General features: G+C 65.8%; 17 protein-coding genes and 1 tRNA gene. 12 read left to right on the top strand and 6 right to left on the bottom strand.

The annotated features are described in order from the left end of the window. Positions 1-3: 3 nt before the first annotated feature. From PZ895_RS13150 to modC, 7 genes are all read left to right on the top strand, one after another. Positions 4-1,302 (top strand): MmgE/PrpD family protein, encoded by a 1,299-nt coding sequence (locus tag PZ895_RS13150; RefSeq protein ID WP_275839443.1) that lies wholly within the window; start codon positions 4-6, stop codon positions 1,300-1,302. A 111-nt stretch (positions 1,303-1,413) separates the two neighbouring features. Beyond that, positions 1,414-2,184 carry a phosphoadenylyl-sulfate reductase gene (locus tag PZ895_RS13145; RefSeq protein WP_275839442.1) on the top strand — a complete coding sequence of 257 codons (771 nt, stop codon included), beginning with the start codon at positions 1,414-1,416 and terminating at the stop codon, positions 2,182-2,184. After that, positions 2,181-3,134 carry a sulfate adenylyltransferase subunit CysD gene (gene cysD, locus PZ895_RS13140; protein ID WP_275839441.1) on the top strand — a complete coding sequence of 318 codons (954 nt, stop codon included), beginning with the start codon at positions 2,181-2,183 and terminating at the stop codon, positions 3,132-3,134. The genes PZ895_RS13145 and cysD overlap by 4 nt, the downstream gene beginning before the upstream one ends. Before the next feature lie 2 nt (positions 3,135-3,136). Further along, on the top strand, positions 3,137-4,576 hold the full coding sequence (locus tag PZ895_RS13135; protein ID WP_275839440.1) for a GTP-binding protein: 1,440 nt from the start codon (positions 3,137-3,139) through the stop codon (positions 4,574-4,576). A gap of 103 nt (positions 4,577-4,679) precedes the next feature. Further along, complete coding sequence (gene modA / locus PZ895_RS13130; RefSeq protein WP_275839439.1) at positions 4,680-5,447, top strand: molybdate ABC transporter substrate-binding protein; 768 nt, start codon at positions 4,680-4,682, stop codon at positions 5,445-5,447. A 5-nt stretch (positions 5,448-5,452) separates the two neighbouring features. Then, the gene (gene modB, locus PZ895_RS13125) at positions 5,453-6,154 is read left to right on the top strand and encodes a molybdate ABC transporter permease subunit (protein ID WP_275839438.1); all 702 of its coding nucleotides are present in this window, start codon (positions 5,453-5,455) and stop codon (positions 6,152-6,154) included. Further along, on the top strand, positions 6,151-7,227 hold the full coding sequence (gene modC / locus PZ895_RS13120; RefSeq protein WP_275839437.1) for a molybdenum ABC transporter ATP-binding protein: 1,077 nt from the start codon (positions 6,151-6,153) through the stop codon (positions 7,225-7,227). Before modB ends, modC begins: the two co-directional genes overlap by 4 nt. Before the next feature lie 134 nt (positions 7,228-7,361). Here the strand turns inward: modC and PZ895_RS13115 are convergent. Further along, positions 7,362-7,436 (bottom strand) — tRNA-Gly (locus PZ895_RS13115). A 144-nt stretch (positions 7,437-7,580) separates the two neighbouring features. Here PZ895_RS13115 and PZ895_RS13110 point away from each other — a divergent pair. The 5 genes from PZ895_RS13110 (at position 7,581) to PZ895_RS13090 (ending at position 10,533) form a co-directional block, all read left to right on the top strand. Beyond that, positions 7,581-8,090 carry a prolyl-tRNA synthetase associated domain-containing protein gene (locus PZ895_RS13110; RefSeq protein ID WP_275839436.1) on the top strand — a complete coding sequence of 170 codons (510 nt, stop codon included), beginning with the start codon at positions 7,581-7,583 and terminating at the stop codon, positions 8,088-8,090. A gap of 78 nt (positions 8,091-8,168) precedes the next feature. Continuing rightward, entirely contained in the window at positions 8,169-9,086 is a 918-nt protein-coding gene (gene trxA / locus PZ895_RS13105; RefSeq protein ID WP_275839798.1) for a thioredoxin, read from the top strand. Positions 9,087-9,179: 93 nt separating this feature from the next. Then, a complete protein-coding gene (locus PZ895_RS13100) occupies positions 9,180-9,851 on the top strand; it encodes an LON peptidase substrate-binding domain-containing protein (protein ID WP_275839797.1) in 672 nt (223 codons plus the stop codon). Next, on the top strand, positions 9,848-10,060 hold the full coding sequence (locus PZ895_RS13095; RefSeq protein ID WP_275839435.1) for a Trm112 family protein: 213 nt from the start codon (positions 9,848-9,850) through the stop codon (positions 10,058-10,060). The genes PZ895_RS13100 and PZ895_RS13095 overlap by 4 nt, the downstream gene beginning before the upstream one ends. Before the next feature lie 50 nt (positions 10,061-10,110). Continuing rightward, on the top strand, positions 10,111-10,533 hold the full coding sequence (locus tag PZ895_RS13090) for a metallopeptidase family protein (protein ID WP_275839434.1): 423 nt from the start codon (positions 10,111-10,113) through the stop codon (positions 10,531-10,533). Here PZ895_RS13090 and PZ895_RS13085 read toward each other — a convergent pair. From PZ895_RS13085 to PZ895_RS13065, 5 genes are all read right to left on the bottom strand, one after another. Next, on the bottom strand, positions 10,530-10,847 hold the full coding sequence (locus tag PZ895_RS13085) for a hypothetical protein (RefSeq protein ID WP_275839433.1): 318 nt from the start codon (positions 10,845-10,847) through the stop codon (positions 10,530-10,532). The genes PZ895_RS13090 and PZ895_RS13085 overlap by 4 nt on opposite strands. Before the next feature lie 259 nt (positions 10,848-11,106). Continuing rightward, on the bottom strand, positions 11,107-11,346 hold the full coding sequence (locus PZ895_RS13080) for a DUF982 domain-containing protein (protein ID WP_275839432.1): 240 nt from the start codon (positions 11,344-11,346) through the stop codon (positions 11,107-11,109). A 91-nt stretch (positions 11,347-11,437) separates the two neighbouring features. Continuing rightward, positions 11,438-12,721 carry a TRAP transporter large permease gene (locus PZ895_RS13075; protein ID WP_275839431.1) on the bottom strand — a complete coding sequence of 428 codons (1,284 nt, stop codon included), beginning with the start codon at positions 12,719-12,721 and terminating at the stop codon, positions 11,438-11,440. Position 12,722: 1 nt separating this feature from the next. After that, positions 12,723-13,235, bottom strand: coding sequence for a TRAP transporter small permease (locus tag PZ895_RS13070; RefSeq protein WP_275839430.1), 513 nt, complete (start codon positions 13,233-13,235; stop codon positions 12,723-12,725). 97 nt (positions 13,236-13,332) lie between these two features. Then, a complete protein-coding gene (locus PZ895_RS13065; protein ID WP_275839429.1) occupies positions 13,333-14,322 on the bottom strand; it encodes a TRAP transporter substrate-binding protein in 990 nt (329 codons plus the stop codon). Between the last annotated feature and the right edge of the window lie 18 nt (positions 14,323-14,340).

The raw sequence follows: 14,340 nt of genomic DNA, 5'->3' as shown, positions 1-14,340 counted from the left end.
CCCATGACGCTGACCCGCGATCTCGTCCGGCTGATACGCACCAAGCCCGTCGCCGACGCCGACCTCGAACGCGCCGCCGGCTTCGTCGTGGACACGCTCGCCTGCGCCCTCGCCGCGCGCGACACCGCGCCTGCCAAGGCGATCGCGACGCTGTCCTCGTGGTCGACGCCCGATTCCGGCCGGCGCGCCTTCTATTTCGGCGGCCTGGCGCACATCCTCGAACTCGACGACCTTCATCGTACGTCCGTCACCCATCCGGGCACCGTCGTCGTGCCCGCCGCCGCCGCACTGGCGGAGACGCTGCAGGCGAGCGGCAGGGATTTCCTGATTTCGGTGCTTCACGGCTACGAGGCCTGCTGCCGCGTCGGCAATGCGGTCGGCAAGGCGCACTACCGCGTCTGGCACAACACCGCGACCTGCGGCACGTTCGGCGCGGCGATGGCGGCCGCGCATCTTCTCGACCTTTCCGAGGATCAGGCCGTCTGGGCGCTCGGCAATGCCGGCACGCAGTCGGGCGGCGTCTGGGAGTTCCTGTCGGCCGGGGCGATGAGCAAGCATCTGCATACCGCGCGCGCGGCCGAATCCGGCGTCATCGCGGCGCTTCTGGCGCGCGAAGGCTTCACCGGCGCCGACACGATCCTGGAAGGCGAGAAGGGCTTCTTCGCGGCTCTTTGCCCAGACCCTTTACCCCATGCCGTGCTGGCCGATGCGGACGGCCCGTGGGAACTCGTGCAGACCTCGATCAAGCCGTGGCCCTGCTGTCGCCATACGCATCCGGCCATCGACGCGGCGCTGGGGCTCAATTCGCGCCTCGACGGCGCGACGCCCGACGAAATCCGTGTCGAAACCTATCGCGCCGCGCTCGACGTATGCGACCGGCCGGACCCGACCGAGCCTTACGGCGCCAAATTCTCGCTCCAGCACTGCGTCGCCGAGGCGATCCGCGCCGGCGCCGTCACGACATCGTCCTTCGATGGCGACCACCGCGCCGCTGCCCGCGACCTGCGCGCGATCACGTCGCTCGGTGTCGATCCGGCGATCGAGGCCGCCTATCCGAGGGCCTGGGGCGCAAGCGTCAAGGCGCGGGTTGGCGACATCTGGCTGGAAGAACGCCGGGCGGCCTGCAAGGGCGATCCGGAAAATCCGCTCGACCGCGAAGAACTCACGGTCAAGGCCATCGAGCTTTTGGGTCTCGCCGATTTCGATTCCGGCGCTGCGCGCGGCCTGATCGACGAGATCTACGCCCTGGCCGATCGCAAGGCGCCCGTCGCGACGTTCCAGTCGGTCTTTTTGCGGGCCTAAGTCCACGATTTTCGCCATTTCGGCAAATCGGGTTCGAATTTGCTCGCATCCACGGCAAAATGAGAGCCCGTTTCCTGTCGCGGCGCGGCACCATCCCGCATCCTTGCGGTCATGACGAACTTGCCCGCCTCCGCCGATGAACTGGCCGCCGGACTCGCTTCCCTCGATCTGGAAGCGCGCCTCCAGCGCGTCGCGCGTTTTGCCGGCCGCAAGGTCTTCACGACTTCGCTCGGCATCGAGGACCAGGTCATCACGGCGGCCATCGCCCGTTCGGGAACGGCCGGCGCGATCGAGATCGTCACCCTCGATACCGGCCGGCTGTTCGACGAGACGCGCGCGCTGATCGACGAGACCGAGCGGCGCTTTGCCCTTGCCGTCGAACGCTATCGTCCGGCGCCGATCGACGTCGAAGCTTATGGTGCGCGATACGGCCTCAACGGCTTTTACGACAGCGTCGAGGCGCGCCATGCCTGCTGCGACATCCGCAAGCTGCGCCCGCTGGCGCTGGCGCTCGACCGTGCCGCGTTCTGGATCACTGGCGTCCGGCGCGGCCAGTCCGGCGCGCGCGCGGAAACGCCGCTCGCCGAATGGGATGCCCAGCGCGGCCTCCTTAAGGTCAATCCGCTCGCCGATCTGACGCTCGACGCGATCAAAGCCTATGCGGAGCGCCATGACGTGCCGCTCAATCCGCTTCATGCGCGCGGCTATCCGTCGATCGGCTGCGAGCCCTGCACCCGCGCGATCAAGCCGGGCGAACCCGAGCGTGCCGGCCGCTGGTGGTGGGAGCAGGACCAGACCCGCGAATGCGGGCTCCACGTCAGGGACGCCGCCTCGCCGATCACCCCGATCTCCTCCTCGAAAGTGCAAGTGCCCGCAACATGACCGCAGCAGCAGCCCGCCTCCAGACGACCGACGACAACAGCCGATCCAGCCGTCTTTCGCCGCATCTGAAAGCCCTCGAGAACGAAGCCATCCACATTTTCCGCGAGGTCGCGGCCGAATTCGAGCGGCCGGTCATGCTTTATTCGGTCGGCAAGGATTCCTCCGTCCTGCTGCATGTCGCGCGCAAGGCGTTCTGGCCCGAGCCGATCCCCTTTCCGCTTCTCCATGTCGACACCGGCTGGAAGTTCTCGCAGATGATCGCCTTCCGCGACCAGACGGCGCGCGACCTCGATCTCGACCTTCACGTTCACACCAATCCACGCGGCGCGGCCGAAGGTCTGAGCCCGCTCAAGCACGGCTCTTCCTATTTCACCGACGTGATGAAGACCGAGGCGCTGCGCCAGGCGCTCGATGCCGGCCGCTACGACGCGGCCTTCGGCGGCGCGCGGCGCGACGAGGACGCCTCGCGCTCCAAGGAACGCATCTTCTCCTTCCGCTCGCCGGACCATCGCTGGGACGCGCGCAACCAGCGGCCGGAATTGTGGAACCTCTACAATGGCCGCATCGCGCGCGGCGAGAGCGTGCGCGTCTTCCCGCTCTCCAACTGGACCGAGCTCGACGTCTGGCACTACATCAAGGCCGAGGACATCCCGATCGTCGATCTCTATTTCGCCAGGCGCCGACCCTTCGTGCTGCGCGACGGCATGATCATCCTCGCCGAGGACGAACGGCTGGAGCTGTGGCCCGGCGAGATGCGCCAGGAAGGCTCGATTCGCTTCCGCACGCTCGGCTGCTTCGCGCTTTCCGGCGGCATCTTTTCCGAAGCCGAAACCATCGACGACATCATCGACGAGATCAACACCGCGACCGTTTCCGAGCGCCAGGGCCGCGCCATCGACCGCGACGAGGCGGGTTCGATGGAAAAGAAGAAGCTCGAAGGATATTTCTGACCATGAGCCTCGACGCCGAAATCCTGCCGCTCGACGCCGAATTCGAGCGCGACGCCGATCCCGTCTCCCTTGAGGCCGAATCCGGCCGCCGGCTGCGCTTCCTCGTCTGCGGCAGCGTCGACGACGGCAAGTCGACCCTGATCGGCCGGCTGCTCTGGGACACGAAATCCGTCGCCGAGGATCACCGCGCCGCATTGATCGCCAAAGGTTCGAAGCAGAACGACCTGTCGCTGCCGGATTTCGGCCTGCTGCTCGACGGACTGAAAGCCGAGCAGGAGCAGGGCATCACCATCGACGTCGCCTACCGCTATTTCCAGACCCGGAAGCGCGCCTTCATCGTCGCCGACACGCCCGGCCACGAACAATATACGCGCAATATGGCGACCGGCGCCTCGACGGCCGATCTCGCCGTGCTTCTGGTCGACGCGCGCGCCGGCCTTCTCGAACAGACGCGCCGCCACGCCGCAATCGTCCATCTGATGGGCATCCGGCAGGTGGTGCTGGCTGTCAACAAGATCGACCTCGTCGGCTATGACCGCGCCGTCTTCGACGACATCGAGCTCGAATTCCGCGCCTATGCCGCCAAGCTCGGCGACATGGCGATCACCGCCATCCCGCTCTCCGCGCTCAAGGGCGAGAACATCGTCACGCCGGCCCGCGAGAACATCGGCTGGTATTCCGGCCCGACGCTGATCGAGGCGCTGGAAATTGCACCGACCGCGAAGGCGTCCGATCTTTCCTTCCGGATGCCGATCCAGCGCGTCTCGCGCCCCGGCGAAAGCTTTCGCGGCTATCAGGGCACGGTCGCGGCCGGTTCGGTCGCCATCGGCGATAAAGTCGTCGTGGCGCCTTCTGGGCAGGCGGTCTGCGTTGCCCGCATCGTCACTTTCGACGGCGACGTGAAGGTCGCCGAGGCTGGCGCTGCCGTCACGCTGGTCTTCAACCGCAAGGTCGACGCCGCGCGCGGCGACGTGCTCACGGCGGCCGATGCGACGCCGCTGACCGGCCGCGATTTCACCGCCACGGTCGTCACGTTGCAGACGGACGGCCTGAAGGACGGCGCGCGGCTGTGGCTCAAGGCCGCCGGCCGCATGAAGCGCGTGCGTGTATCCATCGACGAGACCTACGACCTCGGCGTGGGCCGCTGGGTGAAGTCTTCGGCGCTGCCGGTCAACGCCATCGGCCGCGTCCGGCTGCGGTTTTCGGAAGACGCGCTCTTCGACCGCTTCGCCGACTGCCGCGACACCGGCGCCTTCATCCTGATCAGCCCGCAGACCAACAATACGGTCGCCGGCGGCATGATCGCCGATCTCGCCGATTCCAGGGGCGATATCGACGAGCAGGTGAACCTGTCGCTGCCCCGCGATCTTGCCGAATTCGTGCTCGGTTTGCCGGCCGTGAAGGCGCGCCGCTCCGAGATCGAGGTTCTGCCGGGCCGCTGATCGCGTCAGTCGCATCGTGGATGAAAAACCGCACCCGATCCGGCCTTGCGCATCGGAAATCGTCATGTTCATCTGAAATTGTCGCCATTGCGAAGGATTTCAGATGCGCCGGTTCCTTGCTGCCGTCACGATCGGCCTGTCCCTGCTTGCGTTTCCCGCGCGCGGGCAGGAGCCGGTGACAGTCTTCGCAGCCGCAAGCCTGAAGACCGCGCTCGACGACATCGGCGCCGCGTGGTCGCAGGAAAGCGGCAACGCGGCGACCATTTCCTACGCCGGCAGTTCCGCGCTCGCCAGGCAGATCGAGGAAGGTGCGCCGGCTGATCTTTTCATCCCTGCCGATCTCGACTGGATGGCCTATCTCGCCGAACGCGACCTGGTCGACGCGGCGAGCGAGCGGCGATTTCTCGGCAACCGCATCGTCCTCGTCGCGCCGGCGGATTCCACCGTGGATCTGTCAATCGGGCCCGGTTTCGACCTCGCTGCTGCGCTCGGCGACGGGCGGCTCGCGATGGCAAATGTCGACGCCGTGCCCGCCGGCCGCTACGGCAAGGCGGCGCTGGAATCGCTCGGAGTGTGGGACGATGTGGCCGGCAAGGTCGCGCAGGCCGAAAACGTTCGCGCCGCGCTCCAGTTCGTTACGCTCGGCGAAGCTCCGTTCGGCATCGTCTACCGGACGGACGCGACGGCGGAACCCGGCGTGCGCGTGGTCGGCACTTTTCCCGAAGACAGCCATGATCCGATCATCTACCCGGCCGCACTGACGGCCGATAGCGCCAATCCCGACGCCGCCGCCTTCCTCGATTATCTGCAAGGGGACATCGCGCGCGCGATCTTCGCGGAACAGGGCTTCACCGTCCTTGCGGGCGACTGACACGCATGGAGTGGCTGTCCCTTTCCGATGACGAATGGACCGCCGTGCGGTTGTCGATCTGGGTCGCGAGCTGGGCGACGGTCGCCAGCCTGCCCTTCGGCATCCTCGTCGCCCATGCGCTGGCGCGCTGGTCTTTCCCCGGCAAGGCGCTTCTCAACGGCATCGTCCATCTGCCGCTGATTCTGCCGCCGGTCGTCACCGGCTACCTCCTGCTTCTCGCCTTCGGGCGTCGCGGCCCGCTCGGCCAGTTCTTCGAAACCGTGTTCGGCCTCGTCTTCTCCTTCCGTTGGACCGGGGCCGCGCTCGCCGGTGCGATCATGGCATTCCCGTTGATGGTGCGGGCGATCCGGCTTTCCATCGAGGCGGTCGACCCGAAGCTCGAACAGGCGGCCGGCACGCTGGGCGCGCATCCGGCCGTCGTCTTCGCCACCGTCACCCTGCCGCTCGCGCTGCCCGGCATCATCGCCGGCACCATCCTCGCCTTCGCCAAGGCGATGGGCGAGTTCGGCGCCACTATCACCTTCGTCTCCAACATCCCCGGCGAGACGCAGACCCTGCCATCCGCTATCTACACCTTCACGCAGGTGCCCGGCGGCGGCGCGGGTGCGATGCGGTTGACTTTGATCGCCATTGCCGTCGCCATGGCTGCGCTCATCGCCAGCGAAGTCCTGGCCCGGCGCGTTTCGCGCCGGATGGAGGGCGCATGAGCCTCGACGTCGCGCTGCGCCACCAGATGGGCGATTTCGCGCTCGACATCGCCTTTCGCTCCGCCGGGAGGCTGACCGCGCTCTTCGGCCCGTCCGGGTCGGGCAAGACGTCGATTGTCAACATGATCGGCGGGCTGATGCGACCCCGAGAGGGACGCATTGCCACCGATGGCCGCGTGCTTGTCGATACGCAGAACGGCACATTCCTGCGTCCGCACAAACGCCGCATCGGCTACGTCTTCCAGGATGCGCGTCTGTTTCCGCATCTTACCGTGCGCCAGAACCTCGTCTATGGGCGCCGCTTCGTGCCCCGTGCGCAGCGCTATGGCGATTTTTCCGAAACGGTCGAGCTTCTCGGCATCGGGCACCTGCTTGAGCGCAAGCCGGCAAAGCTTTCCGGCGGAGAGAGGCAGCGCGTCGCAATCGGCCGCGCGCTGATCGCAAGTCCGCGTCTGATCCTGATGGACGAGCCGCTCGCCTCGCTGGACGATGCGCGCAAAGCCGAAATCCTGCCCTTCATCGAGCGCCTGCGCGACGAAGCCCGCGTGCCGGTCGTCTATGTCAGCCATTCGGTCGCCGAGGTCGCACGGCTCGCCTCCGACATCGTCGTGCTCGATCGGGGCCGCGTCAGTGCGGCCGGACCGGCACGCGAAATTCTCGCCGGACTCGACCTCCTGCCCGGCGCGGAGGGCGACGAGGGCGGTTCGCGCCTGCGGCTGGAATTCGACCGCCTGGATGCGAGAAGCGGCCTCTCGCTCTTCCGTTCGGCAGCCGGCATCTGGCACCTGCCGCCATCCGCTCACCGGCCCGGCGACCAGGTATCGATCTTCGTGCGCGCGTCCGATATCCTCCTCGCCACCCAGCCGCCGGAGGGAATCAGCACGCTCAACGTGTTTCCCGGTCGAATCGTCGCGTTGCGGCCCGCCCGCCCGCATGACCTGCTGGTCGATCTTGACTGCAACGGCGACCTGCTCACCGCCCGGATCACGCGTCATTCCGGCGCGCGCATGGCGCTTGCCAGCGGCGCGTCGGTCCACGCCATCGTCAAGACCGTCCGCCTCAAGGAGAGTTGAGCCAATGCCAGACGCGCCGTGGTGCTTACTGCAACGGCAGGTGCATCGCGTTGCCTGACGCAGGCGATATGTGGACTGACAGTCGAAAACACAAAAGCCGCGGACGAGCCGCGGCTTTTTGATGTTCGGAAAACTGGAGCGGGTGAAGCGATTCGAACGCTCGACCCCAACCTTGGCAAGGTTGTGCTCTACCCCTGAGCTACACCCGCTCGCAACCGGCGTCTGCCGGGAACCGCGCCTATATGGCCGAACTCGAATGCGATTGCAACAGGGAAATCTTGTCAATCCTGCTTTCGCAACGGAGCCTTGGCGACTATGACGACGCATCACGAAGTCACGTTGCGAGCGCGCCAATGCCCAGAACCCCGGACGACCTTTTCGCCATGCTCGCCGAACTCGGCATTGCCGTTAAGACCGTCGAGCATCCGCCTCTTTTCACGGTCGGGGAATCGCAGTCGCTGCGCGGCCAGATCGCCGGTGGACACACCAAGAACCTGTTCCTCAAGGACAAGAAGGATCGCTTCTTCCTGCTGACGGTCGAGGAGGAGGCGGAAGTCGACCTGAAACAAGTCCACCACATCATCGGCGCGGCCTCGCGCGTCTCTTTCGGCAAGCTGGAAAAGCTGATGGACCATCTCGGCGTCCTTCCCGGCGCCGTCACCGCCTTCGGCGCGATCAACGATGAGGACGGCGCCGTCACCTTCGTTCTCGATGCCGCGCTGATGGCGCATGAGACGATAAACGCCCATCCGCTGGTCAACACGGCGACGACCTCCATCGGCGCCGATGACCTGGTCAAATTCCTGCGCGCCACCGGACACGAGCCGCTGATCTTGAATGTTTCGACGGTTTCGCCACATTGACGACACGCCGCGCCCGCTTTTCTCGAAAGGACAGTTCCCATGCACCGCGATCCCGCCCAGCCCGCCTTCGCCGCCTCGATGGAAGGGGGCGCCGGTCTCGTCGGCGGCTCCGCCGCGCCGGCGGATGGGCTGATCAAGGACACGACGACGGCCAGCTTCGGTGCCGACGTCGTGCAGGAATCGCGCAAGCAGCCGGTTCTGGTCGATTTCTGGGCGCCGTGGTGCGGCCCGTGCAAGCAGTTGCAGCCGGCGCTGGAAAAGGTCGTCACGTCGGCCAAGGGGCGGGTCAAGCTCGTCAAGATGAACATCGACGAGCATCCGGCCATCGCCGGCCAGCTCGGCATCCAGTCGATCCCCGCCGTCATCGCCTTCAAGGACGGCCAGCCGGTCGACGGCTTCATGGGCGCGGTGCCGGAGAGCAAGATCGTCGAATTCATCGACAAGGTCGCAGGTCCCGGCGGCGCGGCACCCGCCATCGAGGATGCGCTCGCCGCCGCTGCCGACGCGCGCGCGGCGGGCGATCTGCAAGGCGCGGTCGGCATCTATTCGGCCGTCCTTGCCGAAGAGCCCGGCCATCCGCAGGCGAGCGCCGCGCTCGCGACGCTGCTGCTCGACGCCGGCCAGAAGGACGACGCGCTGTCGGTCCTCGACCAGGTTCCGGCCGACAAGGCGGATCATGCCGACATCGTGGCAGTGAAGGCGCGGCTCGACCTCGACGAGCAGGTCGCCGGCCTCGGCGATCCGGCCGCGCTCGAAAAGCGGCTGGCCGCCGATCCGAACGATCACGCGGCGCGCTTCGATCTCGCCTTGATCCAGAACGCCCGCGGCGAGCGCAATGCGGCGGCGGACGGGCTTCTCGCCATCGTCAAGGCGGATCGCGAATGGCGCGAGGACGGCGCGCGCGCCCAGCTTCTCAAATTCTTCGAGGCGTGGGGCATGACCGACCCGGCGACGCTTTCCGCGCGGCGCAAGCTGTCGTCCGTCCTGTTCTCCTGAGACGGCGCCGTCGCCGCCCTTGAGCTTGACGACGGCTGCACCACATTATCGGCGTGGGCCGGCATCCGGTCCGGGGCAATGATGGAGCAGGTCGTGCAGGCGGGAAACGCACGCTATCGCAGCGCAAGGGACATTCCGGATCTGGTGCCGGTCTTTCCGCTTTCGGGCGCTCTGCTCCTGCCTGGCGGGCGGATGCCGCTCAACATCTTCGAGCCGCGCTATCTGGCGATGATCGATGCGATACTGGCGAAGGGGCGCGTCATCGGCATGATCCAGCCGGCGCTCGACGGTGCGCTGCGCGAGGACGGCGAACCGGAACTGTGCGAGGTCGGCTGCCTTGGCCGGCTGACATCGTTCACCGAGACCGGTGACGGCCGCTATCTGATCTCCGTCCAGGGCGTCTGCCGGTTCCGGCTCGACCATGAGGCGCATGTCAAATCCCCCTACCGGCAATGCCGCATCCTGCCCTTCGTGGCCGATCTCGACGAGGGGTCTGACACGAGCGAACTCGACCGTCCGGCCCTGCTGCGCGCCTTCCAGGCCTATCTGCAGGCGAACGACCTCGAGGCCGACTGGGATTCGATCCGACGGGCCGAAAACCGCTCGCTGGTCAACGCTCTGTCGATGATGGCGCCCTATGGCGCGGCGGAAAAGCAGGCGCTGCTCGAGGCGCCCGACCTCAAGACCCGCGCGGAAACGTTGATTGCGATCACCGAGATGGCGCTCGCGCGCGATGGCGATCCGGAGGGCGGAAGCCTTCAATGACGACACATCCGCCCGCCAGATCCCGCCTTGCCGATCCGAAGCTTCTGGAACTTCTGGTCTGCCCGCTGACGAAGGCCAGCCTCCTCTATGACGAGGCGCGGCAGGAACTCGTCTCGCGCCACGCGCGGCTCGCCTATCCGATCCGCGACGGCATCGCGGTCATGCTGCCTTCCGAGGCGCGGACTCTGGAAGACGACGAACGACGCTGATTCGCCCGAAGGGGTCGAAATCGGCCGGCAAAGGGTCTATATGGCGCTTCATGGGCCGTATCTATAAAACGCGCGCCTGGCATGATCAGCTCTCGCCGTCATTGGAAGAGTTCGAACTGCTGGCGCTGGAAACCTACGCACATCTGCCGGAAACCTTCAGGCAACTGACGGGCGAGATCGTCATTCTCATCGCGGAATTTCCCGACGACGAGATCATGGACGACCTGGCGCTCGAAACGCCGTTCGACCTGCTCGGCCTTTTCGAGGGCAAGGGCATCGCCGAGCGCTGGAACCCGCAATCGGGCGACGGTCCCAACCGAATCACGCTCTATCGCCGCGCGATCCTCGATTACTGGTCGGAGAATGAGGAGACGCTAGGCGACATCGTCAGCCACGTCCTGATCCACGAGATCGGCCATCATTTCGGCCTGTCGGACGACGATATGGAGAAGATCGAGGAAAACGCCGACTAGTTTCTGACGGCCAGGGACGGCCTGGGAACCGCGATCTTGCGCGGTCGGTCGACCGGCATCGCCGCAGGCGCCACCGGCTTCGCTCCCTGTCTGACCGATGCTTTCGGCAGTGCTGCGCGCTGGACCTTCGCCGGCGGCCGCACGGCCTTCTTCTCAATCGGCCTTTCGATCTTCACCGGCGGATTTTGCGCCGCGTCATGCAGCCGTCTGGCCGCGTCGTCGCCGAGCCACAGATAGGCGCCGCCCGCCAGCGCTGCCGTGAGCGCACCGGTGACGATCCATTTCCCGGACTTCGATTTCCTGCGTCGTGCCATTCCCGGATTATGTCGGCAGACCCTTAAGAGGGCGTAAGCCGCGACGGGTCGCAGGCACGAAAAAGGCCCGCCGGGGGAGGAGGTCCGGCGGGCCGATTTCAAGGCGACGCGGGAGGAGGTGCGTCGCCGACGTCTCGGGATCGGGGAGGAGGTCGATCCGTCGACTTCCTCTATCTAGGATCGGCGAATTATTTCGGCAATCAAAAAAATTGCATGGAAGCCATGCAAAATCATCCGCGACAAACTGTCGGGGCGGGGATCAGGCGCCGAGGCGCGATTCGTCCACGGCCTGCGCGAACATGCTGCGCGCCAGTTGCGGAGAGGTTTCACCCTTTACGGCGCTGCGGCAGGCGCGATTGGCGGCGTGATACCATTTGCCGCGCGTCGCCGGCCAGGATTCGGCCAGCGTCTTGGCCGCCTGCATGGCGTCGCGAATTTCGAGCAGCCGGTCTCCGGCGCGCAGAATCACCGGTTCGGGAAACTGGACATTCGTCGTCATGACGCCTCCTCGCGTTTTTCACGCTTTATGACAGTCCAATGCTTTCCGTGAAATTAAGTTCCCGTCAAGATGGCGAAATGTTGACGCGGGGTCAAAATCCGCTGGCGCGGGGCGCCCAGGTCGACAAGGCGGGAACGAAGGTGATCAGCAAAAGCACGATCAGATGAGTGATGAGGAAGGGCGGCATTTCGCGCACCAGCCGACTGACCTTCAGATCGACCGCCGACGAAACCACAAAAAGCAGGCTTCCCACAGGTGGCGTGATCAGCCCGATCGTCAGATTCAGGATGACGACGACGGCGAAATGTGTCGGGTCGATGCCGAGCATGGTCGCGATCGGCGCCAGGATCGGCACCAGCACCATCACGCCCGGCAGCGGGTCCATGAACAGGCCGAAGACGAGCAGGAGAACGTTGACGGCGAGCAGGAAGACGATCGGCGACAGTTCCATCGCGATGATCGCGGCAGCCAGCGTCTGCGGAACGCTCTGGATGATCAGCACCCAGGCGAAAGCGCGCGCCGCGGCCAGAATGAGCAGAACGGAGACGCTGACCAGCGCGGCGCGCAGGATGATCTCCGGCAAGGCGCGGATCTTCAGCGTTCTGTAGACGAACATGCCGCAGACGAGCGCGTAGAAGACGGCGACGACCGAGGCTTCCGTCGGCGTGAAGACGCCGAAGCGGATGCCGCCGACGATGATGACGATCAGAAGCAAGGCCGGGATCGCATGGATGGTCGTGCGGATCATGTCGTGCACCGGCGGGCGCGGTTCGTCGCTCTTGTAGCCACGCCTGCGGCTGATGACGAAATTGGTCGCGCACAGAGCGAGCGCAATGATGAGGCCCGGCACGATGCCGGCGACGAAAAGCCCGCCGACCGAGACTTCGCGCACCTGTAGCGCATAGATGATCATGATGATCGAGGGCGGGATGATCGGTCCCATCACGGCGGCCGATGCGGTCAGCGCGCCGGCATAGGCCCTGTCGTAGCCGCTCTTCTCCATCATCCGGGTCATCATCGCGCCGGGGCCGGCGGCATCGGCGAGCGCGGAGCCGGAAATGCCCGAGAACATCGCCGACGACATTACATTCGCATAGCCGAGCCCGCCGCGCAGGTGGCCGACGAACTGGGCCGCGAAGCGCAGGAGTACCATCGTCATCGCGCCGCCGGTCATCAGTTCGGCCGCCAGGACGAAGAACGGCACCGCCATCAGCGGGAAGGAATCGAGGCCCGAAAACATCTCCTTGACGACGACCAGCATCGGATAGCTCGACCCGAAGGCCACGGCCAGAAAGGCGGAAATCGCCAGCACGAAGGCGATCGGAAAGCCGAGCACGAGAAGGATCAGGAAGGAGCCGAAGAGGATCGCGGTCATGTCAGCCGCCGGCCGCCGAATTTTCGTCGATGCCTGCAATGCGATCGAACGCGTTATCACGCACCAGGCGGCGGGCGATGAGAAGCAGGTGGACGGTCATCAGCGCAAATCCGATCGGCATCGCCGCATAGATGGCCGAAAAGGGGATGCGGGTTGCCGGCGTCATCTGGAAGCGCATCCGCAACGCATAGGAATAGCCGACCCAGATCATCAGGGCGAAGAAGGCGAGCAGCCCCAGCACGACGATGAGGCGCATGACGCGTTGCGGCGTTGCCGAAAGCGCGTCGTGCAGATTGGTGATCGCGACGAGACCGCCGGTGCGCAACGCAAGTCCGGCGCCCAGAAAGGTCATCCACACCATCAGATAGCGCGCGACTTCCTCGGCCCAGACGATGGAGAAATTCGTCGTGTAGCGCAGCGTCACATTGGCGAAGACGATTGCCGACATGGCGGCGAGAATCAGGATCAGCGCCCATTTGTTCGCTTCGACGAAGATCCTTTCGGCGGTCCGCATGGGCACATCCCTACGAGCGTGAAGACCCTGACTGGCGCGAAGGCGTCATTGGCGCCGGAACCGGGCCGGCCGAAACCGGCCCGGTCGTCCGGCAGGTCTATTCGACGGCGGTGATCTGCTCGATCAAGGCCCGATCGTACTGGCCGTAATACTGGTCATAGGCGGCGGCGAGAGCCTGCTGGAACTCGGCCTTCTGCTCGTCGGTGAGTTCGCCGACCTCCATGCCGGCCGCGCGCAGTTCCTCGACGCCGCTCGCCTCGACCTCGTCGACGAAGCCACGCATGGCGGCGACGGCCTGGGTCGCGCCGTCGGTGAAGACGGCCTTGTCCTCGTCCGACATGGCGTTCCAAAGGTCCGGCGAGACGAGAAGCATGGCCGGCGAATAGACGTGGCCTGACAGCGTCAGATGCTTCTGGACTTCCGAAAGCTTGGCCGAAGTGATGACGGAGAGCGGGTTTTCCTGGCCGTCGATCGTGCCCTGCTGCAACGCGCCGATGACTTCCGGCCAGGCCATCGGCGTCGGGGCGGCGCCGAGCGTCTCGAAGGCGGTGATGTGGACCGGGTTTTCCATCGTGCGCAGCTTCAGCCCGGCCATGTCGTCCGGGCCGTCGATCGCGCCGCGATTGTTGGTGATGTGGCGGAAGCCCTGCTCGCCCCAGGCCAGCGCGACCATGCCGGCATCCTCGAACTTGGTCAGAAGCTCGTCGCCGACCTCGCCATCCATGACGGCGCGGGCATGTTCGAGATTGCGGAACAGGAAGGGGATGTCGAAGACGCCGGCTTCCGGCACGAAGTTCGACAGCGTGCCCGAGGAGACGATCGTCGCCTCGACCGTGCCGATCTGAAGACCTTCCAGAACCTCGCGTTCGCCGCCGAGGCCGGAGGATGGGAAGTGGGTGAAGGTGTAGCGGCCATCCGTGCCGGCCTCGACGACTTCCTGCCACTTGTTGGCGGCGACGCCGTAATGCGAATCGACGGCGAGCGCGTAGCCGAGCTTCACTTCGGTCTGCGCCAGTGCGCCGCCGGCCAGAAGCGTGCCGGCCAGGAGCGCGGTCAGTCCCGCCAGGCGGGTTTTCGTCAGGTTCATGCTCTCATCCTCCCTGGT

Origin of the sequence: Mesorhizobium sp. YIM 152430, from assembly GCF_029210365.1 — a bacterium.
Taxonomy (GTDB): Bacteria; Pseudomonadota; Alphaproteobacteria; order Rhizobiales; family Rhizobiaceae; genus Aliihoeflea.
Note: the sequence above shows the minus strand (reverse complement) of the source record. Positions and strands in the feature narration are given on the sequence as shown.